We start from the raw sequence: 17,770 nt of genomic DNA on the forward strand, positions 1-17,770 counted from the left end.
TTTTTGTCTATAAAAAAAGGCCGATCGCTAGATCGGCCTTTTTTACTGAATGCGCAAGTTACATCGCTTTTTTAGTCAGCTCAATAACACGCAGCTTCGCAATCGCTTTCGACAATTCTGCGGAAGCCTGTGCGAAATCCACATCGCCATGCGAATTGCGAATGTGATCTTCCGCTTTACGCTTGGACTCCAGCGCGCGCGCTTCATCAAGGTCCTGCCCACGGATGGCGGTATCGGACAGCACGGTCACGGAGTTCGGTTGCACCTCAAGGACGCCGCCGGACAGATAGATATACTCTTCTTCACCGTGTTGCTTAACGATACGCACCATACCAGGTTTAATGGCAGTGAGCAGTGGGGCGTGGCCAGGGTAGATACCCAGTTTGCCCTCACTCCCCGTCACCTGGATCTTTTGCACCAGGCCGGAGAACATTTCCTGTTCTGCGCTAACGACATCCAGATAGTAAGTCATAGCCATATCAACCTCCTAACAGACGTTACAGTTTCTTGGCTTTTTCCACTGCTTCGTCAATGGAGCCAACCATGTAGAACGTCTGCTCCGGCAGATGGTCGTATTCACCGTCCATGATGCCTTTAAAGCCGCGGATGGTGTCTTTCAGTGACACGTATTTACCCGGAGAACCGGTAAATACTTCTGCCACGAAGAACGGCTGCGACAGGAAGCGCTGGATTTTACGCGCACGGGCAACGACCAGTTTGTCTTCTTCAGACAGCTCGTCCATACCCAGGATCGCGATGATATCCTTCAGTTCCTGATAGCGTTGCAGAATGGACTGCACGCCACGCGCTACGTCGTAGTGTTCCTGACCAACCACCAGCGGATCCAATTGACGACTGGTAGAGTCCAGCGGGTCAACGGCCGGGTAGATACCCAGAGACGCGATTTGACGGCTCAGTACCGCGGTCGCATCCAAGTGGGCGAAGGTGGTGGCTGGCGACGGGTCAGTCAAATCATCCGCAGGGACGTATACGGCCTGTACAGATGTGATAGAACCGGTTTTGGTAGAGGTGATACGTTCTTGCAGCACGCCCATCTCTTCCGCCAGCGTCGGCTGATAACCTACCGCAGAAGGCATACGACCCAGCAGTGCGGATACTTCCGTACCGGCCAAGGTATAACGGTAGATGTTATCGACGAACAGCAGTACGTCACTGCCTTCATCACGGAATTTTTCCGCCATGGTCAGGCCAGTCAGTGCTACGCGCAGACGGTTGCCTGGCGGCTCGTTCATCTGGCCGTAAACCAGTGATACTTTGTCGATAACGTTGGAGTCAGTCATTTCGTGGTAGAAGTCGTTACCTTCACGGGTACGTTCCCCTACACCGGCAAATACGGAGTAACCGGAGTGCTCGATCGCGATGTTACGGATCAGCTCCATCATGTTTACCGTTTTACCTACACCAGCACCACCGAACAGACCCACTTTACCGCCCTTGGCGAACGGACACATCAGGTCGATAACCTTGATACCCGTTTCCAGCAGTTCCTGGGAGTTGGAGAGCTCTTCGTAGCTCGGCGCCTGACGGTGAATCGCCCAACGCTCTTCTTCGCCGATCTCGCCTTTCATGTCGACCGGTTCGCCCAGTACGTTCATGATACGGCCCAGCGCGGCTTTACCTACCGGTACTTCGATCGGATGGCCCAGGCTGTTCACTTTCAGCCCGCGACGCAAACAGTCAGAAGAACCCATTGCAATACAACGAACAACGCCGCCGCCCAACTGTTGCTGCGTTTCCAGCACCAGTTTTTCAGCACCGTTTTCAACCTCAAGCGCATCGTACACGTTAGGTACGGCATCTTGCGGGAACTCGACGTCGACCACGGCGCCGATTACCTGGATGATCTTTCCAGTTGCCATCTTGAATCCTCTACGTAATTCGTAAACCTGGTTTAAACCGCGGAGGCTCCCGATACGATCTCGGTGAGTTCCTGCGTGATGCTGGCCTGACGAGCCTTGTTGTAAACCAACTGCAACTCTTTGATCAGGCTACCGCCGTTATCCGTTGCGGCTTTCATCGCAACCATACGAGCGGCCTGTTCACTGGCCAGGTTTTCTACGACGCCCTGATAAACCTGAGACTCCACATAGCGGCGCAACAGGGTATCCAGCAGCGACTTAGGATCGGGTTCATATAGGTAATCCCAGGATTTATTCTTCAGTTCGCCATCGTCCGCGGGCGGCAGAGGCAGAAGCTGAACCACTTGGGGTTCCTGAGACATGGTATTGATGAACTTGTTACTCACAATGTACAGCTTGTCCAGACGACCTTCGTCGTAGGCTTGCAGCATCACTTTTACCGGCCCGATCAGTTCGGGCAGGCTAGGGTTATCCCCCATGCCAGTAACCTGAGCAACAACGTTACCGCCCACAGAACCGAAGAACGAAACCACTTTGGAACCGATCATCGCCAGATCGCTCTGCACGCCTTTATCGCTCCAGGTTTTCATGTCTGCCAGCAGTTTTTTGAACAGGTTAATATTCAAGCCACCGCACAGGCCACGGTCCGTGGACACCACCAAATACCCGACGCGCTTAACGTCACGCTCTCCCAGGTACGGATGTTTATATTCCAGATTCCCTAACGCCAGGTGACCAATCACCGTGCGTATGGTCTCTGCATAAGGACGGCTGGCCGCCATACGATCCTGCGATTTACGCATTTTGGAAGCGGCGACCATTTCCATCGCTTTAGTGATCTTCTGCGTGTTCTGGACGCTTGCGATCTTACTACGTATCTCTTTTGCGCCGGCCATCTTTGCATCTCCTCAACGCCAGTAGGCCTGCCATCAGGCAGGCCTACTGGCGTTACCAGGACTGGGTTGCCTTGAAGGTATCAAGGATAGTTTTGAACTTACCCTCGATCTCATCGTTATAAGCACCAGTCTGGTCGATTTGTTGCAGAAGATCGCCGTGTTCGCGGTCGGCATACGCCAACAGCGCCGCTTCGAAGCTGCCTACTTTCGCCAGTTCAACATCAGCCAGATAGCCACGTTCAGCGGCGAACAGCACCAGAGACTGCTGCGCAACCAACATCGGCGCATACTGTTTCTGTTTCAGCAGTTCAGTTACTTTCTGACCATGATTCAGCTGCTTACGCGTTGCATCATCCAGATCCGAAGCGAACTGGGAGAACGCTGCCAGTTCACGATACTGCGCCAGTGCGGTACGAATACCACCGGACAGTTTCTTCATGATCTTGGTCTGCGCTGCACCACCCACGCGGGATACGGAAATCCCAGGGTTAACCGCAGGACGGATACCGGCGTTGAACAGGTTCGATTCCAGGAAGATCTGACCATCGGTAATCGAGATTACGTTGGTCGGAACAAACGCGGAAACGTCACCCGCCTGAGTTTCGATGATCGGCAGCGCCGTCAATGAACCGGTTTTCCCTTTAACTTCACCTTTGGTAAACGCTTCTACGTAATCGGCGTTAACGCGTGCCGCGCGCTCCAGCAAACGGGAGTGGAGGTAGAAAACGTCACCTGGATAAGCTTCACGACCTGGCGGACGACGGAGCAGCAGGGAAATTTGACGATAAGCGACGGCCTGTTTGGACAAGTCATCGTAAATGATCAGTGCATCTTCACCGCGGTCACGGAAGTATTCACCCATCGCACAACCGGCATACGGAGCCAGATATTGCAGTGCGGCAGATTCAGACGCCGTTGCGACCACAACAATGGTGTTGGCCAATGCGCCGTGCTCTTCCAGTTTACGCACCACGTTGGAGATAGTGGAAGCTTTCTGGCCGATGGCAACGTACACGCACTTGATGCCAGAATCGCGCTGGTTGATGATGGCGTCGATAGCCAGTGCGGTTTTACCCGTCTGACGGTCGCCGATGATCAATTCACGCTGACCACGACCAATCGGGATCATGGCGTCAACGGACTTGTAGCCCGTCTGTACCGGCTGATCAACGGATTGACGCTCGATAACGCCCGGTGCGATCGCTTCTACCGGAGAGAACCCTTCGTTCTCAACCGGGCCTTTGCCGTCGATAGGTGCACCCAGGGTGTTCACCACGCGGCCCAGCAGACCACGGCCAACCGGCACTTCCAGAATACGGCCGGTACACTTGACCTTCATGCCTTCGGCGAGGTCAGCGTACGGACCCATCACCACCGCACCAACAGAGTCGCGCTCCAGGTTCAGGGCGATAGCGTAGCGGTTGTCGGGCAGGGAGATCATCTCCCCCTGCATCACATCGGCCAGGCCGTGTACGCGAATGATCCCGTCACTGACGGAAACAATAGTACCTTCATTGTGAGCTTCGCTCACCACATTGAACTGAGCAATGCGCTGCTTGATCAGTTCGCTGATTTCGGTGGAATTCAGTTGCATGCTCCAGTCCCCTTAAGACTGCAAGACGTCTGCGAGGCGTTCCAGACGGCCGCGAATGCTGCCATCTATCACCATATCGCCCGCGCGGATCACCACGCCTGCGACAACAGACTTATCAATTTTGCAATTCAGCTTCACTTTGCGTGACAGGCGTTTTTCCATGGCGGAAGTAATCTTGTCCAGCTGCGGTTCACTCAGTGCGCTCGCGGAGGTGACTTCGACGTCAACCGTCGACTCCTGCGCGGCGCGGAGTTGCGCAAACTGTTCCAGAACTTCAGGAAGCACCAGTAAACGCCCATTTTCCGCCATCACCTTAATCAGGTTCTGGCCGGGCTCATCCAGCTGATCGCCACACACGTCAATGAAGGTGCTCGCCAGCAGATTCGGTGCCATAGCACCAGACAGCAGAGCGGCAACCTGTTCATTGCGTGTGACTTCAGCGGCAAACGCCAGCATGTTCTGCCAGCGTTCAACGGCCTGATGTTCAACCGCAAAGTCAAAAGCTGCTTTGGCGTAGGGGCGAGCTACCGTGACAAATTCAGACATCGGCCCCTCCCTCCTTACAGTTCAGCGACCAGTTTATCAACGATGTCGCTGTTAGCAGTTTCATCCACGGAACGTTCAATAATCTTCTCGGCACCGGCAATCGCCAGCATGGCAACCTGTTTACGCAGCTCTTCACGAGCACGTTTACGTTCGGCTTCAATTTCAGCCTGCGCCTGCGCCACGATTTTGCTACGTTCAGCTTCTGCTTCCGCTTTGGCCTCATCCAGGATCTGAGCACGGCGTTTATTGGCTTGCTCGACGATCACCTGAGCTTCCGCTTTGGCTTTTTTCAGCTGATCGGTGGCATTGGCCTGCGCTAAGTTCAAATCTTTTTTGGCACGTTCCGCAGAAGCCAAACCGTCAGCAATCTCTTCCTGACGCTTCTCGATGGCAGCCATTAACGGCGGCCATACAAACTTCATGCAAAACCAGACAAACAGGACGAACGCAATGGCTTGGCCGAGGATTGTTGCATTAATATTCACAGCACAATGCCTCTTTTAAGTTAAATGATTGATGTTAAATACCTAACCGGCGATACCGGGTTAGACGACCGCAAACATCACATACAGGCCCAGACCAACAGCAATCATCGGGATGGCGTCAACCAGACCCATAACGATAAAGAACTGTGTACGCAGCAGAGGAATCAGGTCAGGCTGGCGAGCCGCGCCTTCCAAGAATTTACCACCCAGAATGCCGATACCGATCGCAGCACCGATCGCCGCCAGACCCATCATCAACGCGGCAGCCATGTACAGTAGATACACACTCAGGTTTTCCATGACAGTCTCCAGTTTGTTTTAGTTAGAACGTTATTGTGTTGAAAGAAAAATCAATGCTCTTCAGATGCCATCGATAGATAAACAACCGTCAGAACCATGAAAATAAAGGCCTGAAGCGTAATGATCAGGATGTGGAATATTGCCCAAGGCACATTCAACAACCATTGCGACCACCACGGCAGCAAACCGGCAATCAGGATGAAGATCAACTCACCCGCATATATGTTGCCAAACAGTCGCAAGCCGAGTGAAACCGGTTTGGACAGCAGGCTGACACCTTCAAGAATCAGGTTGATGGGAATAAAGACCGGATGGTTGAAAGGTTGCATGGTCAGTTCTTTCACAAAACCGCCAACGCCTTTCATTTTGATGCTGTAGAACAGCACCAGAATAAACACGCCTAGCGCCATGGACAGTGTGATGTTGACATCCGCCGTCGGTACTACGCGCAGGTAAGGCAACCCAATCCAATGTTCGCCGATAAAGGGCAGAAGATCGATCGGCAACAGGTCCATGGCGTTCATCAGGAACACCCAAACGAAAATGGTCAGCGCCAGAGGGGCGATAAGTTTGCTTTTGCCATGGAACATGTCACGCACGTTGCCATCAACAAAACCGATGATCATCTCCACAAAGGTTTGCAGTTTACCGGGCACGCCGCTGGTCGCGTTCTTTGCAACCTTGCGGAAAATGACCAGAAACAGGATCCCAAGTGCGATTGAGAAAAACATCGAATCGACGTTAATCGACCAGAACCCCGAACCTACCTGTAAATGTTTCAGGTGATGACCGATATACTCTTGGGGAGTAGATGCAGACATGATATTCCTTACCCTGTTGTTGTTAATACGGTAACGGTTAACGATGGCTGGCGCCACTATCTGCATAATCAGCACCGCCAGGTAGGTCAGACCAAGGGGAACAAACGCCGCCTTGAACAGACCCAACGCCACCACCAGCAACGCGATGGTGATAAATACTTTCAACGCCTCGCCAATGGCAAACGACCAGGCAACACGCCCTTCTATGGGCTTACCCGCCTGATGACGCAAGGCGAACAGCACAAAGCACACGTTCGGCAGCCATACCGCCAGTCCTCCGGCTAAAGCGGAAGCACCCGCCTCAACACTCCGCAGGCAAAAAACGGCGCTGACCAAAACGAACGTAGCCGCCTGTAGCATCAACCCCAAAAAGGCCGGTTTTCTACTGTAAAGGGAGACAGACATGCGTTTTGCTCTTCATTCCTTTTCCAAAGGCTGACTGACGTCGTATAAAACTGCCTTTATTCCATCAAGTCAAGCGGCAAAAAACGAGCAAATTATACGGTTCACGCCTGCGAATTCAATTGATAAGTAGCAAAAAGGTGAACAATAATTTAAATCTCTTATTCAAGCTCTATTTTTACTAACAATCGAGGCGGCAGCCGCGGCCCGTAAGCCTTTCAATAACCCGATAATATGTGATATCAATCACATAAAAATGACATATAGGCTTTATATCAGATCTGATTTTTTTAAGTCTTTAGCAAAAATAGCTATTTATCTTAATTAAATTCAAATAGTTAAATAACGACTCTTTTTAAAACGCCCTAAAAACATCCCGTGCACTGCGTATTAACATTATTTTTTTATTTCTTTAACATCTGGGTTTTTCATCTGCAATCAACAACGGCAATTAATTTCTCTGGTTACTATTCGAAGAAAAACAAATAGCGTGCAAGGTTGCCAGGTTTTGTAAAAAAATGGTGATCGGTGTCCATTTTTCCGCAGATAATACCCTTCAGACTTAAAAGGTATCTCTGATACAATTAGTTATAATTTATTTGATAAAACGCAAAATTAGTTTGGTTTAAGAATCACTAAATGCCGTTCACCGTCCAGTTCAGGCACCTCTAAACGCACAATACGCTCTACCGCTATCGACGTAGGCAATGCGGCTAATTCTTCTGGCACTACCCCTTTCAGGGCATAAAAGCGTCCGGTTGCCGGTGCAGGCAGGTGTTTGCACCACTCCAGCATATCAAGCAAAGAGGCAAAAGCGCGGCTGATAACGCCATCGAAAGGCGGCTCAGCAGTGAATTCCTCGATCCGCGACTGCACTGGAAAGACATTATCCAGCTTGAGTTCATGCTGAACCTGACGCAGAAAACGCACACGTTTTCCCAGGCTATCCAGCAGAGTGAATGACGCTGAGGGGCGTACAATAGCCAGTGGAATACCCGGCAATCCCGGTCCGGTACCCACATCGATAAACCGCTCGCCCTGCAAATGCGGCTCAACCACGATGCTATCCATGATATGCCGTACCAGCATCTCCTGCGGGTCGCGCACTGACGTGAGATTATAGGCCTTGTTCCACTTGTGCAGCATTTCGACATACTGGATTAGCGAATTTTTTTGTTGTTCACTGACCAAAATGCCAGCCCGCTGCAACAGAGCGTCTAATTTGTGTTTCACTCGCTTACCCTGCCATATCTGATGAAACGTGGCTGCCAGGAACAGCCACAAAATGACACACCGTAGTGCACTCTCTGTATCGGTTATCAGGCGCTGCGGCGCAGTATCCCTTGTTTTTTCAGCCAAACCAGCAGAATAGAGATCGCTGCTGGGGTAATTCCCGAAATACGCGAAGCCTGACCAATGGACCCTGGTTTGTGGTCGTTGAGTTTGGCTTTCACTTCGTTGGAAAGCCCGCTCACCTGACCATAATCCAGATCCGCTGGCAGTACGGTACTCTCATTGCGCAGCTGTTTTTCAATCTCGTCCTGCTGACGCGCAATGTACCCTTCATACTTCACCTGAATTTCAACCTGCTCTGCCGCCTGAACATCCGTGAGCGCGGGCGAGAACATCGATAACGAGGTCAGGGTAGCGTAATCCATCTCGGGACGACGCAGCAGTTCCTCACCGGTCGCTTCGCGCGACAGCGGCGTTTTCAGCAACGCGTTCACCGCCTCTCGCTGTTCACTGTGGGGATGAACACGAATTTCACGTAGACGCTGGCGTTCCTGCTCAATCTGTTCCAGCTTTTCGTTGAAGCGCGCCCAGCGATAATCGTCCACCATTCCGAGTTCACGACCAATTTCAGTGAGACGCAGATCGGCGTTGTCTTCGCGCAGCATCAGGCGGTATTCGGCACGCGAGGTGAACATGCGGTAGGGTTCTTTGGTACCGAGCGTATATAGGTCGTCCACCAGCACGCCCAGATACGCCTGGTCGCGACGTGGGAACCAACCGTCCTGATCGAACGCCAGACGTGCGGCATTCAAGCCAGCCAACATGCCCTGAGAAGCAGCCTCTTCGTAACCGGTTGTGCCGTTTATCTGTCCGGCAAAGAACAACCCGTGGATAAATTTGCTTTCCAGCGTGGGCTTAAGATCGCGCGGATCGAATAAATCGTATTCGATAGCATAGCCGGGGCGTACTATCTTGGCGTTTTCCATGCCTTGCATCGAACGAACGATTTGCCACTGTACGTCGAAGGGCAGGCTGGTTGAAATGCCGTTGGGGTAAATCTCGTTACTGGTCAGCCCTTCAGGTTCAAGGAAAATCTGATGCGCATTGCGATCGGCAAAGTGCATCACCTTGTCTTCGATCGACGGACAATAACGCGGGCCAACCCCCTCGATCACACCGGCATACATCGGGCTGCGATCGAGGTTATTGCGGATCACCTCATGGGTTTTTTCATTGGTGTGCGTGATGTAACACGGCATCTGCGCCGGGTGCTCACTGGCGTTCCCCAGGAACGAGAATACCGGCATTGGATTATCACCGTGCTGTTGTGCCAGCACGCTGAAATCAATGGTGCGCGCATCGATACGCGGTGGCGTACCGGTTTTAAGGCGACTGACACGCAACGGCAACTCACGCAGTCTGCGCGATAGCGGTATGGAGGGCGGATCGCCAGCACGTCCACCGCTGTAGTTATCCAGACCGATGTGAATTTTACCATCAAGGAATGTCCCAACGGTCAGCACCACCGTTTTGGTGCGGAACTTCAGTCCCATTTGGGTGACTGCACCGACTACACGATCGTTCTCGACAATAAGATCGTCAACCGCCTGCTGGAAGATCGTCAGGTTTGGCTGGTTCTCCAGCGCAGTGCGTACTGCCTGACGATAAAGCACGCGATCCGCCTGTGCACGGGTAGCACGAACGGCAGGGCCTTTACTGTTGTTTAGTATTCTAAACTGAATACCGCCCCGATCGACAGCGCGAGCCATCAGGCCGCCCATGGCGTCGATCTCTTTAACCAGATGTCCCTTTCCGATCCCACCAATAGCCGGATTGCAGGACATTTGTCCCAGCGTATCGATATTGTGTGTTAATAACAGGGTTTGACGCCCCATGCGTGCCGCAGCCATTGCGGCTTCTGTGCCCGCATGGCCACCGCCGATCACGATGACGTCAAAAGGATCTGGATAAAACATGGTACTGCACCTCGCGTGGTGTTAACGAGAATAGTCGGGTTAACGATGTGTGCCTAAGATCGTTGCTTGCCTTGGGGAAGGGGATTCTACTCAAGTTTACGCAAACGACAAGCCCGTTGGATCGTCGGTAGTTAAAGAAAGATCTTTTTATATAGGGATCTTTTTATTGGATCTACTATTAGGATCCATACTGCTTGTGGATAAGTACTTTTTCCAGACGAAGATCAACAAATTGTTGATGATCGTTTGCTGTGAATGATCGGTGATCCTGTACCGTATAGCTTGGGATCAAAACAGTTGGTTATTCACATGACAAAAAACGAACAATGGTTGTTATTGGGATAACTACCGGTTTTCACCCGGATATACATAAAGTTATACACAATTAAGTGGCTAAATAAACCGCTTAATTGAGTAATTCTACCCACGGAGCCAACCAGATTTCTGCTGGATCCTCGGGAATATCGTGCTCGGTGATGTCGATCCGCAACATCTCGCCGATCCTTTTTGCGCCACGATCCGCAAGAATACGATCCACTGTAACGATCGCTAATCTGCTTAAACAACGGTTGCAGGTTATCCGGTAATTCACCGGCACCGTGAGTTGAGCTCACCAGTAGCCATACTCCGCTCTGCGGGAGGTCGTCCAGTTGCGGGCCATGTTGAACATTAGTGGAAAAGCCTTGCTGTTCCAGTAACTCGGCCAGATGTTCTGCCACATACTCCGCACTGCCTAACGTACTGCCGCTGATAAGCGTAATGTCTGCTATGCTCGATCCCGTCCGAATAAAAGATGCGATATTGTACGCTGTGATCGAGCTGTTATCTACCTGTGGATAATATTTATATACCTGTTGACGTTTACGAGGTGATCGTCCGCATGATCGGGTTCTGTAGCGAGATCAGGGTTTCCGTAGACTGAATTTCATCGATGGTCTGGATCTTGTTGATAAGTACGTGTTGCAGTGCGTCAATGGAACGGCACATTACTTTGATGAAAATGCTGTAATGCCCGGTGGTGTAGTAGGCTTCTACCACTTCTTCCAGGTTATTCAGTTTCTCCAGGGCTGAGGGGTAATCCTTGGCGCTTTTTAAAATGATGCCGATAAAGCAGCACACGTCATAGCCTAGTTGCTTGGGGCTGACATCAACCCGGGTGCCGACAATAATGCCTGCCTGCTTCATTTTTTCGACGCGAACGTGGATGGTGCCGGGACTGACCGAAAACTGCTTGGCCAATTCGGCATAAGGGGTACGGGCATTTTCCATTAAAGCGTTTAGGATGCCGCGATCGAGATTATCGATCTGATAAATTTCAGTCATAATTTTTCCTTATATTTAGTTCTTTCTCATTTTTAGCATGCGTTAAATGAGGAATCAAAACCATGATGCCTGTTTCTTTGCTGGATTATTGAATTTCACCGCCATTCTATTGCTTAATTGCGCTATAGACAGTGACGACGGACATGGGTAAATGAAAAAGAGCTATATCGAAAAACAACAAATTGCGTTTGTGAAATCCTTTTTCTCTGCACAGTTGGCGCAGAAGCTGGGTCTGATTGAAGTTCAGGCCCCGATATTGAGCCGCGTGGGCGATGGCACTCAGGATAACCTCTCCGGCAGCGAGAAAGCGGTGCAGGTACACGTGAAAGCATTGCCTGACGCCACGTTTGAAGTGGTGCACTCCCTGGCGAAATGGAAGCGTAAAACCTTGGGTGACTATGACTTTAGCGCTGGGGAAGGGATCTACACTCACATGAAGGCGCTGCGCCCGGATGAAGATCGCTTGAGCCCGATCCACTCTGTTTATGTCGATCAGTGGGATTGAGAACGCGTAATGGGGGATGGCGAGCGTTCCATCGATTATTTGAAATCCACCGTTAACCACATTTATCAGGCAATAAAAAGCACCGAAGCAGAGGTTAGCAGCAAGTTTGGCCTGACGCCTTTCCTGCCGGAAACCATTCATTTTGTCCACAGCGATACGTTGCTCAAGCGTTATCCTGAACTGGATGCCAAAGGGCGTGAACGTGCCATAGCTAAAGAACTGGGTGCCGTATTCCTGATCGGCATTAGTGGGGCATTGTCTCACGGTGAGCGTCACGATGTGCGTGCGCCGGATTATGATGACTGGTCGTCAGCGGGTGAACAGGGTCTGAAAGGGTTGAACGGCGATATCCTGGTGTGGAACCCGGCGTTAAACGATGCTTTCGAGCCATCTTCAATGGGGATTCGTGTCGATGCTGAGGCGCTCCAACGTCAATTGACACTGACAGGGGATGTCGATCGTCTGGCACTGGAGTGGCATTAGGCGCTGATGCGTGGTGACATGCCGTAAACCATTGGTGGCGGTATCGGTCAGTCCCGCTTGGTGATGCTGCTACTGCAACTGGCGCACATTGGTCAGGTGCAGTGCGGTGTGTGGCCACAGCCAGTCAGAGAAGCCGTGCCTGCATTGCTGTAATCACTGTAGAAGCGCTACGCTCAGGCGTGGCGCAATCGCCGCAGTTAACCCGGTATCCACGTGCCAGATATGGTCGAAAATGTGCAGGATGCCAGGTTTTCCATGTTGTGACATCGCAACGGCATGAAAACGATGGTGATGTTGTTGCTGTCGTTGCCGAACGCGTTGCACGGTCTCTTCAGACAAGCGCTGTGCGATGAAATCAGAAATCATCACAGCATCGGCATCATGCCACACATCATCTTCCAGTTTGTCCAGCAGCGCTGACATACAGGCCGCCATGTCGGTGCCGCCACGAAACGATTGACCAAGAAAACGCGTGGCCTGTTCAATACCTGTGACGGCTGTCAGCTCATAGCGCACGATATCGGTGGCAAACAGCATCATGTATCAACGGCGATTATCGGCAAGGGCAACGCGCATCAGTGCCAGACAAAAGGCTTTGGCGCAGCGTTCATTGAAACCGCCCATCGAGCCTGAGGTATCTACACAAACAATAAAAGGGCCTCTGGGCGGCTGCTCGTTTTGCTGATGTGAAACCGGACGCTCTATTACCTTTTCGTGCCAGCTTTCCCCCTGTAGCCGATAGGTCAGCAACCGCCGTTCCAACAAGCGACGATAGAATTCGTATTCCAGCTCTTTTATACCCATTGCGGCCAATTCGGTGGGGAGGAGGCGCAGAATATCACCGCTTTGATGGATGCCATCCACTTGCTCTGGCACCGTATCCGGTTCACGAACCATCACGCGAAACGCTTCGCGCGGTGCTTCGGTGGAGAGAATGGATTTGGTTTCCCGGCTGCGACCTAAACGCTCGGCCAGGCGCTGCAATGAAGGCTGCTTTTGTAGAAAGTCGCAGAAGTTAATCAGGGTTTGCAGCTCGGTTTTAATCAATTTTCCCGCGCTGAGATCCCATAATCGTCCGGCGGCTGTCTCGTTCTCCGCCAGTACGGCTTCCAGTTTGCCGGTCAAGGTCAGCCGCTGCTGTAACTCATCAGGCAGGATCTCTTTTTCTGCCTCCATCAATTGATGGTGCAAGGAGACCGTTTGCAAAGAGAGGCTTATTTTCCAGCGCTGCAAGAACAAAGCGTGGAAGGCGTTGCTAAACCGCTGCCCAAGCGTCGGTTCTGCCTGGGCGATCAGCTTGTTAGCCTGAGAAAGAAAAGGCGAGTCCACCGTTTGCAGCGTATCAACGATACGGGGAATGCGTGACTGAAAGGTCAGATTGTCGATGGTCTGGGTATTTTGATAGCAGGTAAACTCCCGCTCCAGATCGGCAGGTGCCACGGTTGCACGCAGGCGCTGCTTGAGTGACGCTTTCCATTCAGGCAGATCGTGTAGCAGCGCCGCTTTCATTCTCGGGTGCTGTTCAAGAAAGGCCGCAAGCTGTGGCGTAGCCAACAGCGCGATAACCAGGTCGTCCAAGAGCTCGTTTTCGTAAATGGACAACAGCATTTCCAGCGATTCCAACGTCAACATTCGATCAATCCTGTAGCGAGAGCTGTATCTGTTCGTCGACCTGTTGCAGGCTGTCTTCTATTTTTGCCAGCCAGTCGGCAGGGATGAACAAACACGGCTGATGGTGGTGAAACAGACGTCGCTGCTCGCGCAGTTGTTGACGCAATTTCTCATATTCATCAGTAAGTTCTGTCGGTAAGGTACAGTCTCGTTTTTCAGGTAAAGAAAGAATGGTGGTCTGTAGGCTGATATCGCGCACCGCAAGATGAAGGTGGTCATCTACGTACATGTCGAGGTTCTGGGTAAACCAGATGCCGTTGAGTTTTCCCATGATTTCGCCTTCTCCGCCTTTTTGCAGCCATAACTGCAAGGCGTTTTTTTCTAACACGATATGTGTCACATCAATATTATTCAATTATTCAGTACCAGCGGGCGCTGCAACACCACGGTTAATGTCTCTTTATTCAGCGCTTCAGGTAGCAGATAGTGGGCTTTACGGCTGAGAAATGCCCCCTGTTTTTCGACCGTGATCGCCTGCAACTCGCTCTGTTGCTGCTGATATTGCTGCCGTTTCACGTTTAATTGCTGCAAGCGGAGCAGCAGCGCCTGTTGTTGATAGGCGTGCGCGGTGATGAGCTGCTCGGTGTGCTGTTCCACTAGTGTTTGCGAATCCCTATCATGCCACAGGCAATCTTTCAGCAAGATGATATCAATCGGGACAATGCTTTCACAGCCAGAGAAGAACGCGCAGGCTTGCAGCAGCCGCAGCGATTTCTTCCAGCGTCGATCGGAAACGTACGGCGCGTTGTCGGTGGTATTCAGCTGTTGGCGCAGTGCGTAAATCAGTTCAAAGCAGGCATCCGACAAGGCGATACGATCGATGGCGCTTTGCCATGACTGGTACTCTTTGTCGCTGACGCTCAGTGACAACGGCACTGGGTTGTCGCGATCGTTACCGATGTGCGTCAACAATGCACGGAAGTTTTGTTTTTCCTGCACTTTATCCAGCCACAGGCGAATAAGCATGCGGTCATAGAGTGCTTCTAAGCTGCTGTCTGATTCGGGCAGTTCATTGGAAGCGGTTACCAGCAGCCGCATGGGGATAGTTTCTTCATGGCTGCCGTTGCGAAAGCGCCGCTCATTGATGGCTGTCAGCAGGGTATTGAGAATGGCCGGGCCGGCTTTCCAGATTTCATCCAGAAAAACGATTTCTGCCTCCGGCAAGTAGCCGCCGGTAAGACGCTGATAACGCCCTTCATCTTTTAGCGCCTGAATCGACAGCGGGCCAAACACCTCTTCCGGGGTAGAGAAGCGTGTCATCAGGTATTCGAAAGCGCGGGCGTCACGAAACGCGAACTTCAGGCGACGCGCGATCATGCTCTTGGCGATGCCAGGCGGCCCCAGCAAAACACGCTTGCCGATGAGCGCGGCGAGCAGGCACAGGGCGAATAGCGTGCTGACGTTCATACAGGCCGTGTTCAAGGGCTTGGCTGAGGCGTGTAATACGATCGGCCAAAGAGGCTGATTGAAGCATAAGGGATCCGTTTTTACTCTGATGACGCAAAACAGGGTGGTAAGCGATAAAGTCATCAACGATGATGCAATAATATACGGCAGATCACAGATTTTTTTTAATCGTATCTGCGTCGATTATTGCCATCTTTGGCTATGTTAATCAATAAACCAGTTTATTTCTGGATGTTTCGAGACGGCGTGAAGGGATGGGTTTTTGCATGAATATATGCATACTGTGCGCTTTCGGGCTAAGTCTACGAAAAACGCATTGCTTTCTACGCAGTGAAAACAGCGGAAGTCGCAAAGTGAAAACAACAGAAGATAGGCGCTATGAGCTCAGAGCATAAGCAATCGCTTCCTGCCATTACCTTGGCAGCTATTGGTGTGGTGTACGGGGATATCGGCACCAGCCCTCTTTATACATTAAGGGAATGCCTTTCCGGACAGTTTGGGTTTGGCGTCGAGCAGCATTCAGTATTTGGCTTTCTCTCGCTGATTTTCTGGCTGCTGGTACTGGTAGTGTCGCTCAAGTATCTCTCCTATGTGATGCGAGCCGACAACGCCGGAGAAGGGGGAATTTTGACCCTGATGTCACTGGCCGGACGCCACACCAGCGATCGCATGACATCTATCGTGGTGATCATGGGGCTGATTGGCGGAGGTTTTTTTTATGGCTAAGTGGTGATCACCCCGGCGATGTCGGTGCTTTCAGCAATGGAAGGGATTGAGATTGCGGCCCCCGAGTTGGACAGCTACATCGTGCCGCTGTCGGTGATTGTGCTGACCTTGCTGTTTGCCATTCAGAAACACGGCACCAGCAGCGTGGGTAAGCTGTTTGCGCCAGTGATGCTGATTTGGTTTTTGACGCTGGCGGTGCTTGGAGTGCGCAGCGTGATGGAAACGCCACAGGTGCTTCAGGCATTGAACCCGGTTTACGCCGTGCGTTTCTTTATGGAATACAAGTTTATCTCTTTCTTCGCGCTGGGGGCTGTGGTACTGGCGATCACCGGGGTGGAGGCGCTGTATGCGGATATGGGACACTTTGGTAAATTCCCTATTCGCTTGGCGTGGTTTACCGTGGTGTTGCCGTCGTTGGTGCTCAACTATTTTGGTCAGGGGCGTTGCTGCTGCGTAACCCGGAAGCCATCAAAAATCCCTTCTTTTTACTGGCTCCCGACTGGGCGTTGATTCCGCTGCTGATCCTGGCAACGTTGGCGACCATCATCGCTTCTCAGGCCGTTATATCCGGCGTATTCTCGCTGACGCGTCAGGCGGTACGTCTGGGGTATTTGCCGCCAATGCGTATTGTGCATACGTCAGACATGGAATCCGGGCAGATTTATATTCCGGCGATAAACTGGTTGCTGTATACGGCGGTGGTGATTGTCATCGTCAGCTTCGAGCATTCTGGCAATTTGGCGGCAGCTTACGGTATCGCGGTGACCGGAATCATGGTACTGACCAGCATTCTTTCCGCGACCGTGGCGGTAAAAAACTGGCACTGGCACCGCTATCTGGTATGGCTGTTGCTGGTGGCGATGTTGTTGATTGATATCCCACTGTTTCTTGCCAACGTGGTTAAAATCCTTTCCGGCGGCTGGTTGCCGCTGGCGCTAGGATTGATCATGTTTACCATTATGACGACCTGGAAGAGCGAGCGTTTCCGTTTACTGCGTCGTTTGCATTAGCATGGTAATTCACTGGATGCGATGATTGCCTCACTTGAGAAAAACCAGCCGGTACGGGTGCCGGGTTCGGCGGTCTATCTGTCGCGCGTGACGCACGTCATACCGTTTGCATTACTGCATAATCTCAAACACAACAAAGTATTGCACGAAAGGGTGGTGCTGCTGACCATGCGCACAGAAGCGGTTCCCTATGTGCATAACGTGCAGCGCGTTACGGTTGAACAGCTTTCCCCGACCTTTTGGCGCGTGATTGCCAACTACGGTTGGCGGGAAACGCCCAACGTGGAAGAGGTGTTTCACCGCTGTTGGCAGGAGGGGTTAGCTTGCCAAATGATGGAAACATCGTTTTTCATGTCCAATGAGTCGCTGACCATGGGCAAACGGCCCTGGTATCTGCGCGTGCGCGGCAAGGTGTTTATGATGCTGAGTCGCAATGCGTTGCGCGCGGCCGATCAGTTTGAGATACCGCCAAACCGGCTGATAGAGCTGGGGATTCAGGTAGAGATTTAGTG

11 protein-coding genes and 6 pseudogenes are annotated in these 17,770 nt (G+C 51.8%); 2 read left to right on the top strand and 15 right to left on the bottom strand.

Annotation, left to right across the window (positions count from 1 at the left end; translation table 11 throughout):
• Positions 1 to 58: 58 nt before the first annotated feature.
• The 13 genes and pseudogenes from JZM30_RS00345 to asnC form a co-directional block, all read right to left on the bottom strand.
• Complete coding sequence (locus JZM30_RS00345) at positions 59 to 478, bottom strand: F0F1 ATP synthase subunit epsilon (RefSeq protein ID WP_252317186.1); 420 nt, start codon at positions 476 to 478, stop codon at positions 59 to 61.
• A gap of 19 nt (positions 479 to 497) precedes the next feature.
• Positions 498 to 1,880, bottom strand: coding sequence for a F0F1 ATP synthase subunit beta (atpD, locus tag JZM30_RS00350; RefSeq protein ID WP_252317187.1), 1,383 nt, complete (start codon positions 1,878 to 1,880; stop codon positions 498 to 500).
• A 32-nt stretch (positions 1,881 to 1,912) separates the two neighbouring features.
• The gene (gene atpG / locus JZM30_RS00355) at positions 1,913 to 2,776 is read right to left on the bottom strand and encodes a F0F1 ATP synthase subunit gamma (protein ID WP_252317188.1); all 864 of its coding nucleotides are present in this window, start codon (positions 2,774 to 2,776) and stop codon (positions 1,913 to 1,915) included.
• A gap of 52 nt (positions 2,777 to 2,828) precedes the next feature.
• Positions 2,829 to 4,370 (bottom strand): F0F1 ATP synthase subunit alpha, encoded by a 1,542-nt coding sequence (atpA, locus tag JZM30_RS00360; protein WP_252317189.1) that lies wholly within the window; start codon positions 4,368 to 4,370, stop codon positions 2,829 to 2,831.
• 12 nt (positions 4,371 to 4,382) lie between these two features.
• Entirely contained in the window at positions 4,383 to 4,916 is a 534-nt protein-coding gene (gene atpH, locus JZM30_RS00365) for a F0F1 ATP synthase subunit delta (RefSeq protein ID WP_195313256.1), read from the bottom strand.
• A 14-nt stretch (positions 4,917 to 4,930) separates the two neighbouring features.
• Positions 4,931 to 5,401, bottom strand: coding sequence for a F0F1 ATP synthase subunit B (atpF, locus tag JZM30_RS00370; protein WP_252317190.1), 471 nt, complete (start codon positions 5,399 to 5,401; stop codon positions 4,931 to 4,933).
• A gap of 60 nt (positions 5,402 to 5,461) precedes the next feature.
• On the bottom strand, positions 5,462 to 5,701 hold the full coding sequence (gene atpE / locus JZM30_RS00375) for a F0F1 ATP synthase subunit C (RefSeq protein WP_252317191.1): 240 nt from the start codon (positions 5,699 to 5,701) through the stop codon (positions 5,462 to 5,464).
• Positions 5,702 to 5,751: 50 nt separating this feature from the next.
• Positions 5,752 to 6,522, bottom strand: coding sequence for a F0F1 ATP synthase subunit A (atpB, locus tag JZM30_RS00380; RefSeq protein WP_252317951.1), 771 nt, complete (start codon positions 6,520 to 6,522; stop codon positions 5,752 to 5,754).
• Positions 6,523 to 6,549: 27 nt separating this feature from the next.
• A pseudogene (atpI, locus tag JZM30_RS00385) lies at positions 6,550 to 6,927 on the bottom strand (F0F1 ATP synthase subunit I); the annotation flags it as partial.
• 612 nt (positions 6,928 to 7,539) lie between these two features.
• Complete coding sequence (gene rsmG, locus JZM30_RS00390) at positions 7,540 to 8,157, bottom strand: 16S rRNA (guanine(527)-N(7))-methyltransferase RsmG (RefSeq protein WP_252317192.1); 618 nt, start codon at positions 8,155 to 8,157, stop codon at positions 7,540 to 7,542.
• A gap of 86 nt (positions 8,158 to 8,243) precedes the next feature.
• Positions 8,244 to 10,133 (bottom strand): tRNA uridine-5-carboxymethylaminomethyl(34) synthesis enzyme MnmG, encoded by a 1,890-nt coding sequence (gene mnmG, locus JZM30_RS00395; protein WP_252317193.1) that lies wholly within the window; start codon positions 10,131 to 10,133, stop codon positions 8,244 to 8,246.
• 406 nt (positions 10,134 to 10,539) lie between these two features.
• Positions 10,540 to 10,903 (bottom strand): annotated as a pseudogene (locus tag JZM30_RS00400) (flavodoxin domain-containing protein).
• Between the two features lie 91 nt (positions 10,904 to 10,994).
• Entirely contained in the window at positions 10,995 to 11,456 is a 462-nt protein-coding gene (gene asnC / locus JZM30_RS00405; protein ID WP_252317194.1) for a transcriptional regulator AsnC, read from the bottom strand.
• 151 nt (positions 11,457 to 11,607) lie between these two features.
• Here asnC and asnA point away from each other — a divergent pair.
• A pseudogene (gene asnA / locus JZM30_RS00410) lies at positions 11,608 to 12,597 on the top strand (aspartate--ammonia ligase).
• Here the strand turns inward: asnA and viaA are convergent.
• Together viaA and ravA are read right to left on the bottom strand one after the other, a co-directional pair.
• Positions 12,598 to 14,076 (bottom strand): annotated as a pseudogene (gene viaA / locus JZM30_RS00415) (ATPase RavA stimulator ViaA).
• 4 nt (positions 14,077 to 14,080) lie between these two features.
• Positions 14,081 to 15,589 (bottom strand): annotated as a pseudogene (ravA, locus tag JZM30_RS00420) (ATPase RavA).
• Positions 15,590 to 15,900: 311 nt separating this feature from the next.
• Between ravA and kup the strand changes: the two are divergent.
• Positions 15,901 to 17,768, top strand: a pseudogene (gene kup / locus JZM30_RS00425) (low affinity potassium transporter Kup).
• Positions 17,769 to 17,770 lie beyond the last annotated feature (2 nt).

The sequence above is a fragment of the Candidatus Symbiopectobacterium endolongispinus genome (assembly GCF_018777385.1).
Classification (GTDB): Bacteria; Pseudomonadota; Gammaproteobacteria; order Enterobacterales; family Enterobacteriaceae; genus Symbiopectobacterium; species Symbiopectobacterium endolongispinus.